12 protein-coding genes are annotated in these 19,699 nt (G+C 50.4%); 8 read left to right on the forward strand and 4 right to left on the reverse strand.

The annotated features are described in order from the left end of the window. The first annotated feature begins 210 nt into the window (after positions 1–210). The 3 genes from OIK42_RS08525 (at position 211) to OIK42_RS08535 (ending at position 5,441) form a co-directional block, all read left to right on the forward strand. Positions 211–924: a TMEM175 family protein gene (locus OIK42_RS08525; RefSeq protein WP_273639726.1), complete on the forward strand. Its 714-nt coding sequence runs from the start codon at positions 211–213 to the stop codon at positions 922–924. 180 nt (positions 925–1,104) lie between these two features. Further along, positions 1,105–2,340, forward strand: a complete 1,236-nt coding sequence (locus tag OIK42_RS08530) for an efflux RND transporter periplasmic adaptor subunit (RefSeq protein WP_273639727.1) — start codon at positions 1,105–1,107, stop codon at positions 2,338–2,340. After that, a complete protein-coding gene (locus tag OIK42_RS08535; RefSeq protein WP_273639728.1) occupies positions 2,337–5,441 on the forward strand; it encodes an efflux RND transporter permease subunit in 3,105 nt (1,034 codons plus the stop codon). Before OIK42_RS08530 ends, OIK42_RS08535 begins: the two co-directional genes overlap by 4 nt. Positions 5,442–5,474: 33 nt before the next feature. On the opposite strand, the gene OIK42_RS08540 is transcribed toward OIK42_RS08535, so the two are convergent. Continuing rightward, complete coding sequence (locus OIK42_RS08540) at positions 5,475–7,238, reverse strand: metallophosphoesterase (RefSeq protein WP_273639729.1); 1,764 nt, start codon at positions 7,236–7,238, stop codon at positions 5,475–5,477. A gap of 242 nt (positions 7,239–7,480) precedes the next feature. Between OIK42_RS08540 and OIK42_RS08545 the strand changes: the two genes are divergently transcribed. Both OIK42_RS08545 and OIK42_RS08550 read left to right on the forward strand, forming a co-directional pair. Then, entirely contained in the window at positions 7,481–8,533 is a 1,053-nt protein-coding gene (locus OIK42_RS08545; protein ID WP_273639730.1) for a Ca2+-dependent phosphoinositide-specific phospholipase C, read from the forward strand. Positions 8,534–8,564: 31 nt separating this feature from the next. Beyond that, complete coding sequence (locus tag OIK42_RS08550; protein WP_273639731.1) at positions 8,565–11,306, forward strand: TonB-dependent receptor; 2,742 nt, start codon at positions 8,565–8,567, stop codon at positions 11,304–11,306. A gap of 163 nt (positions 11,307–11,469) precedes the next feature. Here OIK42_RS08550 and OIK42_RS08555 read toward each other — a convergent pair whose 3' ends face one another. Genes OIK42_RS08555 through OIK42_RS08565 form a run of 3 tightly spaced genes read right to left on the reverse strand, consistent with a single transcriptional unit; the run spans position 11,470 to position 16,065 of the window. After that, positions 11,470–14,415, reverse strand: a complete 2,946-nt coding sequence (locus OIK42_RS08555) for a TonB-dependent receptor (protein WP_273639732.1) — start codon at positions 14,413–14,415, stop codon at positions 11,470–11,472. Positions 14,416–14,437: 22 nt separating this feature from the next. Next, positions 14,438–15,478, reverse strand: coding sequence for a FecR family protein (locus OIK42_RS08560; RefSeq protein WP_273639733.1), 1,041 nt, complete (start codon positions 15,476–15,478; stop codon positions 14,438–14,440). 59 nt (positions 15,479–15,537) lie between these two features. Beyond that, on the reverse strand, positions 15,538–16,065 hold the full coding sequence (locus OIK42_RS08565; protein ID WP_273639734.1) for an RNA polymerase sigma factor: 528 nt from the start codon (positions 16,063–16,065) through the stop codon (positions 15,538–15,540). A gap of 437 nt (positions 16,066–16,502) precedes the next feature. Here OIK42_RS08565 and OIK42_RS08570 point away from each other — a divergent pair, with 437 nt between their 5' ends. From OIK42_RS08570 to OIK42_RS08580, 3 genes are read left to right on the forward strand one after another with little or no spacing between them, the layout of a single operon-like run. Next, on the forward strand, positions 16,503–16,940 hold the full coding sequence (locus OIK42_RS08570; RefSeq protein WP_273639735.1) for a MarR family transcriptional regulator: 438 nt from the start codon (positions 16,503–16,505) through the stop codon (positions 16,938–16,940). Next, on the forward strand, positions 16,937–18,004 hold the full coding sequence (locus OIK42_RS08575) for an HlyD family secretion protein (protein ID WP_273639736.1): 1,068 nt from the start codon (positions 16,937–16,939) through the stop codon (positions 18,002–18,004). Before OIK42_RS08570 ends, OIK42_RS08575 begins: the two co-directional genes overlap by 4 nt. Next, positions 17,994–19,028, forward strand: a complete 1,035-nt coding sequence (locus OIK42_RS08580; protein WP_273639737.1) for a DUF2955 domain-containing protein — start codon at positions 17,994–17,996, stop codon at positions 19,026–19,028. The genes OIK42_RS08575 and OIK42_RS08580 overlap by 11 nt, the downstream gene beginning before the upstream one ends. Positions 19,029–19,699: the final 671 nt, after the last annotated feature.

Here is a 19,699-nt window from a genome sequence, read left to right on the forward strand (position 1 = left end):
GTCGTACTGTTTTAAAACATGAGGTAGAGTAAATTCAACGGGTAGTACGATGCTGTTGTGGCAGGGTGTGTCTGGCGGCAGTAGCAGGCGCAGGCTTTCGTTTGGGCTTAAGGCATAGCATCGGTTTTGGCATACAGAGCGATTTTGTGCTCTGTGCTCTGACTAAACTTATGCGCCTACTCACGCGCCTCGTACCAGGAACAGACCATTATGGCTAACGCAGCGGGCAACAATCATCAGGGCTTCATCTATCGGGGTGAAAGCATGACCAGGGTGGAAACCTTTGTGGCGGCTGCGTTTGCCTTTTCGGTTACTATGCTGGTGATTTCGGTTGGGGCAATTCCGCAAAACTTTGCTGAATTTGTTATTGCCTGCAAACAAATTCCCGCGTTCGCTGCCAGTTTTGCCGTGTTAACCTGGATTTGGCATTCCCATGCGGTATGGAGCCGGCGGTTTGGCTTAGAAGATGCCTGGACAATAGTGTTGAGTTGCGGGCTGATATTTTTGGTACTGATATACGTGTACCCCTTGCGGATCATGATGCAGTCGTTATTTGCGTTTATGTCTGACGGGTTTTTCCCCGGTGCTATGTCGTTTAGTGAAGCCTGGCAAATTCGCTTTATGTTTGCTTTTTATGCCATGGGATTTGTATTGCTATGCCTCAACTTTATTGCGTTGTATGGGTATGCCCGGCGGCAAACTCTGACCCCCGCGCTGTCGGCGATTGAGCGCTTTGACAGCACTACCGAAATACAATCATGGATAGCAGCAGCAAGCATCAGTTCGTTGTCATTAGTGTTGTCGATTCTCCTCCCTCTGGACTGGCTGCAATTCGCCGGGTTCAGCTATTTTTTGTTTTTTCCCGTACTTACTATTCATGGCTTTGCGCGGGGCACAGCACGAAAAGCCCTTTTAGCCGGTTAGGATTAACGCTGGCCTCGCGCCTGCGTAAGGTCTGTTTTACCTGGCGTTATGTTGAGTAAGTCTCAGCGGGTTTTTGATCTAAGCATCCGCGCAATGGGTAATAATCAGTACGTTAAACACAACCGACTGTGCTGCAAAGACATTTTCCTTTTGCAGGTCGCGACACTCATAAAGGACACTATGAAAAAACTTGCAAGTTTGTTGCTGGTCAGCGTCACGCTTATTGTTGCCTGCACGGACGATAGTGCGCCTGCACAACAAAAAGCCGCGCAGCAGAGCAGCGCTTCCGCACCGTCATCCAAAGCAAAACCGGTTAATGTGATAACAGTAACACCGCGCGACATCGAGCTGAGTAAACCGATGCCGGGCAGAGTTGAAGCCTATACCGCCGCCGAAATACGCCCGCAAGTGAACGGTATTGTTGAGTCGGTTAATTTTCAGCAGGGTAGCCTGGTGAACAAGGGACAACAGCTTTACCAAATTGATGACGCCCAGTACAAGGCACAATATCAGCGTGCCAAAGCCAATTTACAAACGGCGCAGGCAAACCTGGAGCTTGCGCAACTGCAGTATGGCCGCATAAAAACGTTGCTGACCAGTAATGCTGTGAGCCAGCAGGAACTTGACTCGGCGCGAACCAGTGTTACTCAGGCCGAGGCTGCGGTGGCGCTTGCTGAGGCCGAAGTAGAAGCGGCCCGTATTAATGTTGAGTTTACCAAAGTGTATGCGCCTATCTCCGGTTACATCGGGCCGTCAACGGTAACCCAGGGGGCGCTGGTCAGCGCTCAACAAGCGACAGCACTGGCGGTGATTCGCCAGTTTGATCCGATTTATGTGGATGTTGCACAGTCGGCCAGTCAGTTACAGCATTTGCAGGGCAGTATGTTAACCGACAGAATGAACGAGTCGGGTAAAGGTGACTACAAAGTGCAGTTATTAGTGGGCGAAAACGATGCGGTTTACCCTCACCAGGGCCGTTTATTTGCCAGCGATCTGGCGGTTGAGCAATCCACCGGCACCACTCGAATACGTATTATAGTGGATAATCCTGACACTGTGCTTCTGCCCGGAATGTACGTGCGCGCCAGAATACAAAACCTGGTTTCCCGGCAATATATATTGATACCGCAAAAGGCGGTCAGCTTAGGGGAGGACGGCGCAAAGTCAGTTTGGCTGGTGGGTAAGGACAACACAACCAGCAAACAAACCATCACTACCTCAGGTACATACGAGCACTACTGGGTGGTTGATAAGGGGCTGCAGGAAGGTGACGTGGTGATTGTTGAGGGCACGATGATGATAACGCCGGGCACCAAGGTTGCACCGCGCGACATTAGCCGCAACGATGACACGGGCGCTGACGCAGAGACCAGCAATCCAGGCCGTTCAACGCAAACCGCAAGTAACGCCAAATGATTGCGAATTTCTTTATACGCCGGCCGGTATTTGCCTGGGTTATTGCCATTGTAATTATGGGGCTGGGCATTCTAGCGGTAGCCAATTTACCGGTTGAACAATACCCCAATATTGCTGCGCCGAAAGTGTCAATTTCGGCGACCTATCCGGGCGCCTCGGCGCAAACCTTAGAAAACACAGTCACGCAGGTGATAGAGCAGAACCTCACCGGCATTGATAACCTGCGCTATATTCAGTCGGAAAGCTCCTCGTCAGGTCGCGCCAGTATTACCTTAACCTTTGAGCCGGGTACCGATGCTGATATTGCCCAGGTGCAAACCCAGAATAAGGTGTCTCAGGCCCAGTCGTCGCTGCCCCAAGCGGTGCAGCAACAGGGCGTGGCGGTGCGCAAAGCGGGCAGCAGTTACGCACTGATCGTTAGCTTTTATTCCACCGACGAGCGTTATGGGCGTAACGAAATCTCCGACTTTCTGGCCTCTACCCTAGAGGAGCCGCTTAGCCGGGTGAACGGCGTGGGGCAAATTCGTACCTTCGGGCCGGAGCACGCCATGCGTATATGGCTCAATCCGCAGCAAATGTATCAATACAATGTGACCACACAGGACGTTGTAAACGCTATCCGCGAGCAAAATGTTCAGCTGGCGTCTGGCCAGATTGGTGGCGCGCCAAGTGTGGAAGGCCAACAGCTTAATGCCACCATTACGTCTCAGTCGTTGTTTCAGACGGTGGAAGAGTTTGAAAACATTCTGCTGGTGGTAAACGAAAGCGGTGCAATGGTGACCCTCGGTGATGTGGCACGGATAGAAATTGGTGCCGAGAGCTACAGCGTAATAGGCCGCTACAACGGCCAGCCGGCGTCAGGTATTGCCATTGAACTGGCGCCTAACGCCAATGCCCTGGCCACCATTGAGGCGGTAAAACAGCGTGTTGCTGAATTTGGCGATATCATTCCTGAACAGCTAAAGGTGGAATACCCGGTGGATATTTCGCCCTTTGTTGAGGCGTCTATCTACGAAGTGGTAAAAACGCTGGTGATTGCCGTGGTGCTGGTGGTGCTGGTTATCTATGTGTTTTTACAGACCTTTCGCGCCACGTTTATTCCGTCGGTAGCCATTCCGGTGGTGTTGCTTGGTACCTTTGCCTTTTTATTCGTGTTTGGTTACTCGATTAATGTGCTCACGCTTTTTGCTCTGGTGTTAGCCATTGGTATGCTGGTTGACGATGCCATAGTGGTGACTGAAAACGTTGAAAACAAACTGGAAAGTGACGCCGATTTATCGCCAGCCGAAGCGGCCAAAAAAGCCATGAAGGAAATCTCCGGTGCATTAATTGGCACCACGGCAGTGATTTGGGCCGTGTTTATCCCCATTACGTTTTTTGAAGGCTCAACCGGGGTAATTTACCGCCAGTTTGCCATTACCATTTCGGTGGCGATGGGCATATCCTTGTTTATTGCCCTGAGCTTGTCGCCATCACTGTGCGCCATTGTGCTCAAGCAGGGTAAAGCCGCCAAAGACACCGGCTTCTTTGGCGTGTTTAATGCGGCCTTTAGCAAAATGCGCGGCGCCCACGAAGGGTTGTTAACCCGGGTATTGAGTAATCGCGTTATATTGCCACTGTTGTTTGTGGGAATGGTGGTGGTGACCGCGCTGATATTCCTGCGTATTCCCACCTCGTTTTTGCCCGATGAAGATCAGGGCCGTATGTTTACATTGGTGCAGGGGCCGGTGAGTTCGAGCCTGCAGCAAACCCTTGAAGTAAACAAACAGGTAGAAGACTTTTATTTAAACCAGACTAATGGCGCAGTGGAAGGGCTGTTTACGGCTGCCGGTTTCAGCTTTTCGGGTAACAGTCAGAACGTTGGCATTGCCTTTATAAAAATGAAAGACTGGGCACAGCGCAGCGAAGACCAGAGCGTCTTTGCCATCAGTAAAAAAGCCGGCGCGGCATTGGCCGGGGTAAAAGATGCCATGATCATTCCGGTGGTGCCGCCGGCTATTCAGGCGCTGGGTAACTCCAGCGGCTTTGAGTTTCAACTGGTCGACCGCGCCGGGCTTGGTCAGCAAGCGCTAAATGACGCCATGCAGGCGATGTTGGGCAAAGCCAACGCCAATGAAAAACTCACCAGCGTACGCTTTAACGGCCTGTCGCCGAGCCCGCAGTACGATCTCAATATCGACAGCGCCAGAGCCCGGGCCATGGGCGTACCGATTAGCACGGTAAACCAAACCCTGAGCACGGCACTGGGCGGTGCCTATATCAACGATTTTATCGAAAACGGCCGTACCAAGCGGGTGTACGTGCAGGCCGATGCGCCTTATCGCATGTTACCTGAAGACATTGAGCAATGGCATGTGCGCAACACCAAGGGTGAAATGGTGTCGTTGGCTGAGTTTGGTGAGGGAGAGTGGACCTACGGCGCACCAAAGTTAACCCGGTTTAACGGCAGTTCGTCGGCAGAGATTCAGGGCCAGGCCACACCCGGCGTGAGTTCCGGTGAAGCCCTCAATGAAGTGGCAAAGCTTGCCGAAAGTCTGCCCGACGGTATTGGCCTGGCGTGGACCGGACTGTCGTACGAAGAAAAGCAATCGGCCGGTCAGGTGTGGATAGTGTATCTCATTAGCGTGATTGCGGTATTTTTAGCCCTTGCAGCCTTGTACGAAAGCTGGACCATACCTTTTGCCATTATGCTCACCGTACCGCTGGGGATTTTTGGCGCCGTGCTCTCGACATGGAGCAGCGGCCAGGCAAACGATGTGTATTTTCAGGTTGGACTGCTAATGACCATTGCCCTGGCTGCCAAAAACGCCATTCTCATTATTGAGTTTGCAAAAACCAATTATGAAGAGGGCCAGAGTGCTTACGATGCGGCCATGACCGCCGCCAAACAGCGTCTGCGCCCCATTCTGATGACGTCACTGACATTTATATTAGGTGTAATGCCGCTGGCCTTTGCATCGGGCCCCGGCTCAGGTGCGCAAAACGCCATTTCTATTGGCGTGCTCGGCGGCATTACAGCTACTACCGTATTTGTGTTGTTCTTTGCGCCGTTTTTCTTTTACTGGGTAATGCGCGCAAAAGAGGGCAAACAACAGCAATAGGCAGTGCGGCCGATTAAACCGCCACGGTCAACCCTAAAATTGAAATTCAAAGGAGGGTTGGTCGTACCGGGCGTCTTTTACAGACGACGTGACAAGGTGCAAAAATTGCGAGAGCCCCGGCGTGGTGGGTAACGACTCAACACAATCAGGTGAGTCGAGATGTTGCGCCAAGCGTTGGTAGAACTCGCCTCGTCCTTGCAGACTGGCAAAGGCGCCTGCGTTACGTACGCGGTAATAGTCGTCGACCAGCAGCATTGCGTTTGCCCCGGTGACATCGCTGAAGGTCAACGTAAGGCTGTCAGCCATGGCTTTACATCCGGTGTTGGAAAGCAGGTCGCCAACGCTATTGTTGCTAATAACTTTAGCTAATTCTGCGGGCCATTCCCGGGGTAAGTACCGATGGCGAATAACGTGTTGTAAATGGGCATCGGTGAAAGCCAGATAGTTGTTAGCGTTGAGTGCTGTAAGAGACCAGTTGCTGTTGGTCGTTTGTTGCCGGTATTGCCATTCGGGTTTATACAGGTTAAACCAGCGATCAAAGCCCGGCACATCCGCCAGGATTACAGTGTTGATGTGAGCGTTGGCGCCTGGTGTTATCGACAAAATCGTATAGCCAGGCTGATAAGCCGCCAGCGAAGGCACCTGAACGTTCACTAAGCCGGACGTGGCACTTTTACTGGTATCAAATAAATGCATATGCCCTGCAAAGTGCAGTTTTATACCTGTGCTGGCCAACGTTTCGGTAGTATCCCTGGTTGGCAAACGGCCCAGTTGCATGGCTTTGTCGCCGAAAAGTTCGGCCAGTGCCGGTGCGCTGTCGTCATAAAAATCCGCCATCGGAAAATGACTAAAAGCGATGAGCTTTTTGTTACGTAATTTTGCGCGTCGGGCTACGTCGGTTATCCAACGGATCAGGTCTGGTTTGTAATGAATAAGCGCGTTATAGCCGGCATTGCCTGAGCCATTGAACGTATTGTCGGTGAGCTTGCCCGCAGGCGAATACACATTGGCGTCGATGGCCAGTAGCCAGACATCTTTCACCGGCTCTACCAGATAACTGGTATCCGGCATACGAATACACGTTGCCTTTTCTTCTTCATCACACCATTGCCAGTAGCGTTTAGCCATATTGGTTGTGTTAAACGGCGTTTCAAACAGCAGATCGTTACTGTGAGGCATAAAACCATGGGCTGACAATGTGCTGACGATTTCTGCATAGCCCCATTCCTTCAGGTTGTCGTTACACTGCCATGCCTGCTTGTTAAGACAGGCCGGATGATCTTCACTCACAACACTCAGTTCATGACCGTCAGCAGCGAGGAAATCGGTTTTACCGCCAGCACGGGTAAACGGGCGGGTGGGATCGTGATTGCCGTTCATGGCATAAAAACGGATACCATAATTTTCGGCATACTCATTCAGCAGCGTGTTCAACGCGCGGATGTTTACTGGCTGGCCATCGTCTGAAAAGTCACCCGGCAGTGCCACCAGTTTAATGCCTCGTGCGACGATGTCATCCAGTGCGGCACGCAGTACCCAGTAATTTTCGTTAAATAAGCGGGTTGAATGAAATTGCGCGTTCATACTGCGCAGCAAGAGTGGTTCACCGGTTACCGGATCTTTAGGTAAGTTGTTGGCAGGCAAGTCACGTGCTGCCTGATAAGGGTCGTGCAGGTGAATGTCGGCCAGAAACGCGATATCTAACCGCTGTGCTGTGTCCCGGGCGGTTGCGTAGGTACTCACAATAACCGCGAGTGCCAGCGCGATGATTAATCGTGTGGTGGGCATAGTTTGCATAGTTTAATCCCTGAAAGCGTGAAGGTTGTGCCTTGAATGACGCCGCCGAATCGCGGCCAAAAACTCAGGCCAGTGGTGAAGACATCAGCCAGACAAAAACGGGGACAGCTTAATTGTAATTGTCATCAAAATTTCACTAACTATATGACATTTTTATTAAAATTCAGTTTTCGATAAAAAAGTTGGTCCCCGTTTAGTTGCCTCACACCTCTACCTCACAAACCAGATAATGGATTGTGACAATGCGCCTTTTACGTTTTATTACAGTGCTCCTTATACCGCTGACAAGCGTGGCTGCCAACCTGGATCAGTATCAAATTATTGGCTCCCACAACAGTTATAAGCGGGCACTCCCCCCAGAGCTGTTGCAGTACCTGCAGACACACCATTCTGACATGGCTAAACAGCTGAATTACAGTCACCCCACGCTGAGTGAACAACTGGCTAGCGGACTGCGGCAATTGGAAATCGATGTGGTAAATGACCCTGATGGCCAGCAGTACGATAAGCCACACATGGAAGCTCAGCTGAACGCCAAATGGCTGACTGATGCGGAGCGAGCAGCATTGGCTGCGCCCGGCTTTAAAGTGCTGCATATTCCCCATGTGGATGTACTTTCCCATTGCATCGATTTTGGCGAATGTTTGAGCCGTTTAAGCCGCTGGTCAGACGCACACCCGGCGCATTTTCCCATACTGATAATGCTAAATGCCAAAGAAAGTCAGCCCGACTTTGTGACCGCATTGCCGCCACAGCCATTTAGCGGGCATTCCTATGATGCGTTAGATACTGTGATCCGTGAGGTCATGCAAGGCAAGCTGGTGACGCCCGATGATATTCGTGGCGAACACCACACCCTCAATGAAGCGGTGCGTCAAACCGGCTGGCCCGCTATAGACACGCTGCGTGGCAAATTTATCTTCTTGTTTGATGCTAACCCGCAACAGCGCCGCCTTTATGCTCGTCATCACCCGTCGTTGCAAGGGCGCGCCATGTTTGCATCGTTTACGCCCGACAGCGATGAGGCGGCCATTATGATCCGCAATGACCCGCTGAGCCAGCAATCCGAGATCCGTGAACTGGTGCTATCCGGATTTTTGGTAAGAACCCGGGCTGACGCCGACTTGAGTGCTACGCCAACACAGATGAACCAGCGTATGCAGGCGGCTTTTAACAGCGGTGCCCAGTTTATTTCTACCGATTTTCATCCGCAATCTCCCCAGGCAAAACAAACCGGACATCAGGTGGTTTTTGCTGACGGACACTTAGTGCGGCAAAAAAACGCTTCTTATTGAATTAATGACCTCAACTTTGTAAGGAAAAATCATGCAACAGTCTTTTCGTAAACATGTCGTCGCGCTATCAGTGATGAGTGTATTAGGCACATTACCAACGGCCGTAACCGCGCAAAGCGATGACGAGCTGGTCGAGACCATTGTGGTAAGTGGCTTTCGTGACTCGTTGGTTAAGGCGAAGGATCTCAAGAAAGACGCGCTGGTGTCACAGGATTCGATTCTGGCCGAAGATATCGCCGACTTTCCCAGTTTAAATCTGGCTGAGTCGTTACAGCGTATCCCCGGTATTACCATTACTCGCGAAGCGGGCGAGGGTCGCCAAATCTCATTGCGTGGTCTGAATGCCGATTTTACCCAGGTTCAGCTCAATGGTATGGAAGCACTGGGCACGTCTTCATCGCCCATGGATAGCCGTGGTACCACTAACACCTCACGTTCTTTTGACTTCAATATTTTCGCCTCGGAGCTGTTTAACCAAATTGACGTACAAAAAAGCTATTCGGCCGAAATGGACGAGGGCGGTATTGGTGGTACGGTAAAACTGTATACAGCTAAACCCTTTCATTATGATGGTTTCAAGAGCGTTGTCAGCGCACAGGTTGGGGACAATTCGTTGACCGATGACACCAGTCCGCGCGTTGCCGCTTTGGTGTCTAATACCTGGGATACTTTTGGCGCGCTTTTCTCGATTGCTTACAGCCAGCGAGACACCAGCGAACAGGGCTACAATACCTACCGCTGGCGTCCGCGTGATGCGCAGGGCTCCGATATTTCGGCATTGTCGGCAGCGCAGCAGGCCGCGGTTAACAGTGGCGATTTACGCTTTTCCCGCGGCAGCCGCTACTCATTGTTTAACAGCGAGCAAACCCGTGTTGGCGCAACGCTGGCTCTGCAGTACCGCCCCTCCAGCGATCTGTCGGTTGACCTTGATGTATTGTACGGCCAGCTAAAAAATGACCGTGCGGAATTTCATTTGCAAAGCCGCGGTTCAAGCTCCACGGCCCTTGGCTGTACCGGCCCGGCATATGACGATAGCCGCTACTTTTGCTCTGGTCTGACGGCGCTTGAATACAATGCCAATAATGAGGTGATTTTTTCGCAGTGGGAAAACACCGCGGTACATTCTGAGAGCCGCGATCAGGGCGCCGATACGGATATTAGTCAGGTGGTCTTAAGTGGCGACTGGAATGTCAGCGACTCGCTGAGTGTGTCGGGTTTACTGGGACATATGCAGAGCGATTATGAAAGCAACAGCGCCAAGGTTTACGTGGAGTCGTTTGCTGATATGTCTATCGATTATCGTCAGGATCGCTTTTATGGGACTAACACCTACCTGAATAATTATGACCCCACCAATATTGACGAGTTTCGTTATCACGAAATAGATTTAGCCGAAGACGAGGTGTCGAATGGCTTTGATATTGCCAAGTTAGACGCGGATTATATGCTTAACGACAGTAGCTCGCTGAAAGTCGGGGTGTCATTTAAATCGTTTGAGCACGACAACAATAATGTGCAATCGGCCAACGAAATGCGCAGCGCGTGGGAAAATGGCAGTGTCAGCGATGTCATCGACAGCGCAAATACTTACATTAACACCGGGCATAAAAAGCAGGATTGGTTAAGTGTAAACGTGAACAATGTGCTCAGTGACTTTGCGGTGGATCGCAACTTAACCATGAGTAATACCCCCAACGAGGTGACAGAAGAAACCCAGGCTGCCTATATTACCTACAATCTGGATATGCTACTTGATGATTCAGAGCTGCGGGCAAGCGTTGGCTTACGTTATTTTGATACCGATATTGAGTCTACCGGGCTGGTAAATAATACCGATTATGTCACCGTGGCCCGTGGTTACGACGGCTTATTACCAACACTGAACCTGGCCTGGTCTGCAACCGAAAACCTGATACTGCGTGCCAGTGCAGGCAAAAACGTTACGCGCCCAACGTTAGGCAGTTTGTCGGTATCCGGCACCGTGAATACCGATCCCCTGGTTGGCTCCAGTGGTTTGAGTATCAGTGCCGGTAACCCCGGTTTACAACCCTTTGAAACTATCAATATGGAAGCCAGTGCGGAGTATTATTTTGATGGCGTTGGGTATGCGTCGGTGACCTACTTCCGCAAGGATATTGATAACTTTATTGCCACCAAGGTTGCGCCGATTGCGTATGGCGATACCGGTTACCCATTGGCCCTGATTGATGGCATGCTGGATGAAAACGGTAACCCGCAGACGGCGCAAACGGAGTATACTTTTTCACAGCCGCAAAACCTCGAAGACAGTGACTTTTCGGGATGGGAAATCGCTGCTCAGCGCGATTTCGATTTTTTACCGGCACCCTTTGATAAGTTAGGTGCAATAGCCAACTATACCTATGCGCAGGGAGAATCGCTGCATAATATTTTGGTGGATGGTGAAAGCGTTGCGGTATACCGGCCCTTTTATGGCCTGTCGGAAAACACCTACAACGCCACTCTGTACTATGAAACTGATACCTGGGGCGCGCGGGTTTCGCTTGCTCATCGCGATGATTACCTGACCCAGGTGGAAACATCCAGTAATGATCAGGATGAAGCTGGCTTCCATGGCACGACGTACTGGGATTTCTCCGCTTTCTACAACATCACAAAAGACTTAAAAGTAAGCCTGGAAGGGGTTAACTTAAGTAACGAGCGCGAAGAGCAATACAGTGATTCAGATGATCGGTTATACAACACTACTGTGAGTGGCCGTACCTTTTATCTGGGCGTGACCTACTTTATGTAAGCAGGTATAAGCAACTACCGGCGATGCTGATGTTGAGACGCCGGTCAGCAATTAAACTCAAAGCACGCCACGGCGTGCTTTGTTGCGTTTGGCGAATAACAAAATGACCACCCCAACAACGGGGCAGCAAATGTGATGATACCCAATGGCATCACGTTAGTGGTTAAAAACGGTAGGTTAAACCAAGATAATAATTGCGACCGCTAACGGTTGTATTATAGGGGCGGCGACTGGCATCGGAGTATTGCATTTCCTGTTCATTGGAAAGGTTAGTGGCTTCCAGACGAACTTCCCAGTTATCGGAAAACTGGTACGCCAGCACCGCATCAAGGTAGAGACTTTGTTCAAAGCCGGTTTCGTCTTCATCCTGAAGTGTATTGCTATCGACCCGGGCGATGTATCGATCCCGATAGGTGGCAGATAGCCTTATACTCAGGGCATAGCCTTCAACGTAGGCGGTAATATTTGCCAGCCATGGCGATAAAAAAGGCAGTGTCTTGGTGCCAATGGGCGCACCGGTGTTATCGTTAAAATAGCGGATATTGCCTTGCGTATAACTCAAGTTGGCCACCATGCCAAGGTGGTAGGTCTGCAGCGCAGGAAACAATCCCGCCAGGGTAGTCTCTATCTGAGTACTGCCTTCTATGCCGTACAGCATGGACTGTTCGGCATTGCTGGCCATAACCGTGTGCACGGTATTACCGACATGGGTTGCGGCAATTAAAGATTGCTCCTGCTCAGGTAACGCGTTTATCGCCATTGTGCTGGAGGTACTGACGATATAGTCATCCAGCCATTTGGCAAATAAGGTCACAGCAAAGCGGTTGGTGTCGCCGGGGTAAGCCTCCGCCGAAATATCGACATTGTAAGCAGAATAGGGCTTTAGAGCCGGGTTAAACCGCGTTAGGGTGGCATTTTGTGGGTCATATCGCGCGGTATTAGCGAGGGTTTCAAGTTGTGGTCGCCCCACGGTGCGACTAAAGCTGGCCCGTAAGATCTGATCGTTTAAGCGATAGTTGACGGACACCGCTGGCAGCCAGTTTATGTGCTGCAAGCGGTTGCTCGATAACGTCTCACCGTGTTGCTCAATAGCGCTGCGGTCGTACTCCAGGCGCAAGCCGCTGATTATCTGCCAGCGGTGACGTTGCCAGTGGTGTTGAACAAAACCAGCAGCGCGATATTCCTGTATACGGTTTTGCTCCGTGTTGCGTTGTGAGGGTGTGGTAAACCGGGAGTAGGCCAGTGCGTCGGGATTAACCGGCACATCAAAAAAGTCGAAGGTTGCCACAGGATCAAGCGCCAGCCAGTGTTGTTTCGGATGATTTGCCAGAACATAGGTTAAGTTAACCGGCACCTGGTTAGCAACACTGTTATGTTGCCATTCTGTCAGCAGGATATTCTGAACGTCAGTATAGTCGATGCTGTTCTTGAAGCGGGTGAGTTCAGTGCCAACTTGCAGGGTATGCTGAGCGTCGGGCGTATAGTCGAGTCGGTATCGTGCATTAATAAACTCACTGGTGGCACTGTAGCGCTCACTGTCGAGCTCGTTCATGTGCCAAAAATCGGGGGTTACCAGTGAGCCGGTGTAATGCGTGTCGACAAAATGGTAATTCTGGCGATAGTCGATAGTGACATCGCTGATGCCTCGCATGTAGGCTTTAACGCTGCGTGGCATGTCGTAAGTTGCATGCTCAATACCAAAGGTACCCACACCCGACAGCTCAGTACTAAACTGATGTTCAGTATTGATGACCCATTGCTGATAACGGTTGGAGACGGTCTGAAAGCGGCTTTCGGTGCCCACTCTGGCATGACGATAGCGGGCATAAATCAACTCGTCACGATGGTTAATCTGAGCGTCTTCGATACGGGTTTTACCGGCAATCACGGGGGTTGAGTTATAACCTCTTGGGTACAAATGGTTTTCACGCCGGTCGCCGCTTAATTGCCCGAACAAGTAGTCGAAAGTAATATGTTCATTACTGGTAAGGTACTCAATGGATGCACCAATACCAATACGCTCCATGTCACTGCGCCACAGGGAATAGCGGTTACCGCGAGGCACCCAGATTTGTTGTGCTTGCCACGCTTCTTGTAGCGGCAATGGCAGGGCTGATATATCGGCGCCATCCGGTGGCAACTGTCGCCAGCGGAACGTGTTGGCGCCGGTCTCCTGTGAATCTCTGACGCCATACGATGCAGAAAAAAGCGCACCCCAACTGCCGCGTGTGGATGACACCATGCCTGACACGCGCCTGGCTGTATCATCGCTGTATTGGTTAATGCCTGCTTGTTGGGTAACGGTCCAGCGCAGTCCGGGAGTGTCAAATGGGTGGGCGGTTTTAAGTGCGGCGATACCGGCGAGTCCGCCGCTGGGTTGCTCGACTGAATAACTTTTGAGTACCTGGATTTCGTTAAATAAGTCCGAGGCAAATAAATTTAAATCAAAAGAGCGATCGCGATGCTTTTGCAGTCGGCTGTCCATGGGAGAGTCGTTGTTAGAGAGCACCGGCATGCCGTTGAGTGTGACCAGGGTAAAATCGGGGTTTAACCCCCGTAATACGATTTGGCGCCCTTCGCCAGCTTCGCGGGTAATCGACATACCCGGAATACGCTGTAAGGATTCTGCCAGGTTGCGGTCGGGATACGATGCCATATCCCGGGCAGCGATAACGTCGCTAATGGCGGCAGACTCACGCTTTTGCCGTCGGGATACGTTTAATGAGGCGCGAATACCATTGACCGCGACTTCTTCCATTACCGTCTTTTCAGATTGCTCGGCAGGGCGCGAGATAACAATACCGTTAGGGGTTACCTGGTAGCTTAACCCGGTATTTTGCAAAAGCACGGTTAACGCTTCATCCAGCGTATAGCGCCCTTTCAGGGCAGGAGCGTCAAGTTTCTCGACGCGCGTGGCGTTAAGCACAAACGCCTGATCAAAGCGAGTGGCTACGGTTTTTAATGCTTGTGCTAATGGTTGCGCTTTGACATAAACCTGACGCCATGATGGCAGCGAATCAGCGCATAAAGGCGGGCTGGCCAATGCTATCAGCGCCGTGGTGAAGACAACGCTGTGTAGCCTGCAACGTTGCTGCCAGACTAACTTCATAAGCGCACTACCTTGACATAACTTACTGGCTTACGGTGAGTAAAAAGTGATCGCTGTGTTCCGTCAGCGTGAGTGCGTCCATGTTGGCGAGTAACTGCAATGCCTGCTCTGGGGCTTTAACGTTAAAGCGCCCGGATACCGGCAATTGCGAGAAACCTGCTAACTTAACAGGCTTACTCGTGTAGCGGTTTAAGCGTTGCACTATGTCGTTAATTGGCTCGTTACTGATGTCCAGCCAGCCGGTGCGCCAGTCGGGTAACTGACTGTTTTCGAGTTGAAAGGACTGGAGCCATTTTCCGGCCTGTAAGATGACGCCATCGCCTTTTGTTAAGGTCAGGGTTGTATCTGCCGTGACTTTTACAACGCCGTCGTACACACGAATTGCGGTTTTATCCTGCAGGCGGTCGATATCGAAAGCGGTTCCAACAACCTGCACACTGGCATTATCCAGCTTCACAAGGAACGGGCGCTGCGGTTCATGGGCAACGTCGAAATACGCTTGCCCGCTGGTTAAGCTCACTTCGCGAAATTGCGCACTGTGATTGACTGCCAGGGCGCTTTTGCCATTCAGAATAACCATTGAGCCGTCGTTTAGCCGGGCAGTGTGCTGCTCGCCGGCACGAGTGGAAAACTCAGCTTGCTGAATAACGCTGAGCGTTGAAGATGCAGGTTGTCGCGCGATCTCAGGGGGCGCAGAGTTGTTCGAAACATTTACGCTAACGAGCACTGCTACCAATGCGATAGCCGCGGCACTAGCCAGGCCGTATACCGAGTAAAGCGTTTTACGCCTTGGTGATGCGCTTTGTGGTGCCACCGACTGCAACGAAACCGCACGGTTATCCGGTACTGAAGAAACTGTTTTTTGTTGCGAGGCGTTGTTGTTAATACGAATTGCCGCGGTAGCGACCTCGGGGTGACCGAGCGCTGCGGCAACGCGATTGAACGCCGACTGGTTGCTCGCGTCGGTAAGCCACTGGGCAAATCGCAATTTATCCTGCTCGCTGAGTTCGTCAATGCGATCAAACCAGTCAGCAGCTTGTTCTAAACGTTGTGGCGTTGTCATTACTGTCTCGGTAACCTTATCTATATAACTATGATTCAGAACGATGCAAAACGGGGACATTAATTGTTGGTTGTCCAGCCAGCTTCTTCCAATTTTAAAGTAAGTTCAACCATGGCTCTGGTTAAGTGCTTTTTGACTGCCTCAACGCTTATGTTGAGTGAGGCTGCGATATCATCACGGCTCATCCCATCGACTCTGCGCAGTAAAAACACCTGACGCCGCAGTGGCGACATGGCACTGAGAATGCGTTCTACACAGGCGAGTTTTTGTTGGTTGAGGTAAGCCAGTTCCGGCCCGTCGCTGGCACTTTCGTTATCAATGCTGTCGATATCAACTGCGTTTGGTGTGCGTTTACGCTGAAAGTCGTACAAGACTGATTTGGCCACGGTGATCATATAGGCAAGCGGGTTATCGAGTTCTGCAAAGCGCGTACTGCGGCCTGTGCGCAATAAGGTTTCCTGGTAAATATCATCGGCCTGCGTGCTGTCGTGGGTGAGGCCGTAAATAAATGCTTTGAGCGCTGTACGCAACTGCTCAGCATCTGCGGCGCTTATACCTTGCCAATTTATATTTATTGATGGCTGCATTACAACTAGGGTCGTCTGTTACATGAAGCGGCGTATGGTATCGGTTAAATATGACAACTGGATGGCAGGTGTATACCCGTTATCTCAAATTTAACGCGTTTGAAAGCAAAGTTGGCAATGCCAAAGAGTAGCAGGTATTGCTTTCACCAAAGGCCGATATACCTAAAGCGGCTGGTATCGACCCTTCATTTTGTTTGTCAGTATTGGCCAAACTATGGAAAGTCGGATATTAATTGGCGGGAAAGGTAACGCTCGATTAAGAGCGTTCTTTTCGATAGCAGTATAATCAATAAACCATGCGGGCCAGAGACTGATCTGCTTTCGCCCTTCGTCTTAGGTGCCCCCTCAATTATCGACCCGTGTTGATTGGTATATTGATTAGCATGCTAATTATCTGTTATATTAGTTAGCATGCTAATAAATTTAAAAGACATTTGATGGAAAGCAATATTGGTTGGATGTTAAGTCGTGCCGCTTTTAGCTGGCGTCATGCGGTGGAGTACTATATGGCGGATCTGGGGCTAACCCAGACACGCTGGATTGCGATGCTGCACCTGGATCGCTTGGGTGAAGGCTGCACGCAAAAAGAGCTGGCGGCTCATATTGATATTGAGCAACCTTCGTTGTTGCGGACCCTGAATCAGCTCGAAGAAGCAGGGCTGATTGAGCGTAAGCACTGTAGTGAAGATGCTCGACGAAGATTGCTGTGGTTCACCGACAAAGGCAGGTCGTTACTAACCGATGTAGAAGCGAAGGCCAAATTAGGTCGCCAACAAATGTTGCAAGGGTTAACCAGCGAACAACGTCAACAGCTTAGCAGTTTGCTGGAGACGGTTATCGATAACGCCCATCACCTGATTACGGAGAGACAATGACACCTGATAAGAAGTTTAATCGTTGGATGCGAGGCAGTGCGATTGTATTTGTATTGCTGATGGCCTACGTGTTAGTTGCCGACATGACAATTCCTATGACGCCGCATTCGATGGTTCAGCGCCCCGTAATTAAGGTATCGCCACGCGTTGGTGGCGAAGTGGTAGAGGTCGCGGTACACAATAATCAGGTGGTTGCGGCCGGTGAGCGTTTGTTTCGTATCGACCCCAGTGATTATGAAATAGCCGTTGAGCAGGCGCGCTTGCAACTTAGCGAAGCGCGGCAGGCTCGCGACAGTTTAGTGGCGCAGTTGGCTCAGGCTGAAGCAACCATTGTATCGTCTAGGGCCAGTTTAGAAGAAGCGCGTCGCGAGGCGAAACGTCTTTCGTCGCTGCGTCAGCAAAAGTTAGTTAGCCAGCAGGCTTTGGAACAGGCCGAGACCGAAGTGGAAATCACTGCTGCAAACCTGAATGCTGCAAAGCAACAAAAACGAGCGTTAGAGGCGGAGTTAGGTGCTGCCGATGAGCAGAACACCCGCATTAATATGGCTAAAAATAATCTACGTCAGGCCGAGTTGAATTTGGCCCGAACAGATGTGCGGGCGGCCGAACCTGGTATTGTTTCTAACCTACAACTGGTTGAGGGTGTGCAGGCCCGGGCTAATGAACCTTTGCTGTCTTTAGTGGTTACGGGTAAGGAGCGTATTGCTGCAGATTTTCGTGAAAAAAGTATTAGCCACTTTGCAGCGGATGTTCCAGCCTGGATAGTCTTTGATGCGTTACCGGGTCAGTTATTTGAGGGGCATTTAGCCAGTCGCGACTTTGGTGTAGTTGATGGGCAGGTGAATGCTGACGGTTTACTGTCTGATCCTGATGACAGTGATCGCTGGGTTCGTGATGCGCAGCGTATTCGTGTTTATGTGGCATTAGATAATGGGCAACTCCCGACTGCACTGGTTGCAGGTTCGCGGGCTACCGTAATGTTGCATGAACCCGACGATAGTGTCATCAGCTGGCTGGGTAAAGCGCAAATGACAGTGGTTAGTTGGCTGCATTATGTCTACTAAGGCTGCCGTGCCCAGTTTAAGCGGTTATGAATACCGGCGTGTTATCCGCATAGCGCTGGGTAGCTGTTTAGGGTTTACAATAAGTAAGTTGATGGGCTGGCCCTACGGTGTTTTCTTTGCCGTTTACCCCATTTTATTGCTGGGTATGGCACCCGTTTTTAATCTTAAGATAGCCCTGGAATTTTGTCTCAGTGTGTTGATCAACGTTGTTGAAATTTGGTTATTGAAGACATTTTTTACTCCTTTCCCGCTGCTGATGACCCTGGCTGTGTTTGCTGTTTTTTGTCTTCATTTCAGGAATATGGCAAAGGGCAACAATATTATGATGTGGACGTCAGGGGTGGTTACCTTAGCTGTAATGCTGCATTTTGGCAGTTATCCCACCACCTCGCTGACTGATATGACTGTGTCTACGTTATTAGCAACCGTGATTTCGGTCGCTGGTGGTGCGGTCCTGTTTTGGTTGTTACCCGATAATGAGGCGCCAGCAATGCCTGCGCGGCCGCCTTTATCTGTGGCTCAGATCAATCATCGAATGTTAATGGGGGCGACATTAGCAACCTTATCTTTTGTGGTGTTTCAGGTATTTAATCTGAGGGATTCGTTGTCGGCGCAGGTGGCAACTATTTTGGTGTTGTTTCCAATGACCTATTCGGCGTCGCTCATGAATGCATGGAATCGTGTTCGTGGTGTGGCTATGGGCTGCACTTTAGCGTTGATCAGCCAGCTATTAATGTACAACTTAATTAGCCACCTTGTGTTGGTTGTAATGGCGATGTTTATGACGCTATTGTTGGCAGCACGCATTCATATGCTCGAACGTATTGGTTCCGGGGTTGGCTTTGGCGCGCTGACCACGATTGGAATTTTGTACGGACAATACCTGCAACCTAACGCTGATTTTCTCTATAGTAGTTTTTATCGTCTGGCATCGGTGGTTGTGGCACTGATTATTTTAATGATGACTGCCTATTTTTTAGACAGCGCACTTAATAAAATCAGCTGGGCCAAAGATGTTGCATAGGTTTATGCATAGGTTAGGTTAATCACATCGCTGCCGGTTAATTCGGTTGTCACGTTTTCACCGGTTGACGGTGCCAAACGCGCCGTAGCACAGCAATCGTTAGTCTGCTTGCTGGCGGGCTTTCTGCTATAAAAATTAATTGCTACTTTTCAAACTGTTCAGCATGCCGGGTTGGGAGTCTCAAGCGTATTGATATTACAGGCGAATCCTGAACTGCATGACTCAATGTGTATCCACCTGGCCCCCATAACCAGATATATTTCAGCTTCTACATGGTGCCTTTTAACTTTCTTACATAATTTCGAAAGATTCACTTATTTTTGTTTGTTTCTGATGAGGCCAGCAATGCACTGACTACGATTAATCAGTCTATTAGCATCATCAGCGATATGAATCTGCAGATAGTCAGAGCAGCAAAGTATTTTACGACTGAAACATGCCGCAATAGTAGGCCTGGGGCCGCTGCTTTGTTCGAGTAAATAGGAATAACATAATGCGCGTTTCCTGCCGAAACCGAACGCTTGTAGTCATTGCAACTCACTTCCATTTGAACTTACGGCGTGGCTCTGCAAACCTTGTCGAAGGCGACACAGTTCAGATAATACTAAAAAGAGTAATCCCGCGATTAACGAAAACATGTAATCGCGAGAGTTTGCGCTTTCAAAAAACAT

It is taken from the genome of Alteromonas gilva (assembly GCF_028595265.1).
Taxonomy (GTDB): domain Bacteria; phylum Pseudomonadota; class Gammaproteobacteria; order Enterobacterales; family Alteromonadaceae; genus Alteromonas; species Alteromonas gilva.

What these genes read in the sequence shown, in the direction of transcription:
- OIK42_RS08550 (WP_273639731.1), top strand. Translation starts at nt 8,565, where the DNA reads ATGCAACAGTCTTTTCGTAAACATGTCGTCGCGCTATCAGTGATGAGT.
- OIK42_RS08560 (WP_273639733.1), bottom strand. Translation starts at nt 15,478, where the DNA reads ATGACAACGCCACAACGTTTAGAACAAGCTGCTGACTGGTTTGATCGC.
- OIK42_RS08575 (WP_273639736.1), top strand. Translation starts at nt 16,937, where the DNA reads ATGACACCTGATAAGAAGTTTAATCGTTGGATGCGAGGCAGTGCGATT.
- OIK42_RS08580 (WP_273639737.1), top strand. Translation starts at nt 17,994, where the DNA reads ATGTCTACTAAGGCTGCCGTGCCCAGTTTAAGCGGTTATGAATACCGG.
- OIK42_RS08540 (WP_273639729.1), bottom strand. Translation starts at nt 7,238, where the DNA reads ATGCAAACTATGCCCACCACACGATTAATCATCGCGCTGGCACTCGCG.
- OIK42_RS08530 (WP_273639727.1), top strand. Translation starts at nt 1,105, where the DNA reads ATGAAAAAACTTGCAAGTTTGTTGCTGGTCAGCGTCACGCTTATTGTT.
- OIK42_RS08545 (WP_273639730.1), top strand. Translation starts at nt 7,481, where the DNA reads ATGCGCCTTTTACGTTTTATTACAGTGCTCCTTATACCGCTGACAAGC.
- OIK42_RS08525 (WP_273639726.1), top strand. Translation starts at nt 211, where the DNA reads ATGGCTAACGCAGCGGGCAACAATCATCAGGGCTTCATCTATCGGGGT.
- OIK42_RS08565 (WP_273639734.1), bottom strand. Translation starts at nt 16,065, where the DNA reads ATGCAGCCATCAATAAATATAAATTGGCAAGGTATAAGCGCCGCAGAT.
- OIK42_RS08570 (WP_273639735.1), top strand. Translation starts at nt 16,503, where the DNA reads ATGGAAAGCAATATTGGTTGGATGTTAAGTCGTGCCGCTTTTAGCTGG.
- OIK42_RS08555 (WP_273639732.1), bottom strand. Translation starts at nt 14,415, where the DNA reads ATGAAGTTAGTCTGGCAGCAACGTTGCAGGCTACACAGCGTTGTCTTC.
- OIK42_RS08535 (WP_273639728.1), top strand. Translation starts at nt 2,337, where the DNA reads ATGATTGCGAATTTCTTTATACGCCGGCCGGTATTTGCCTGGGTTATT.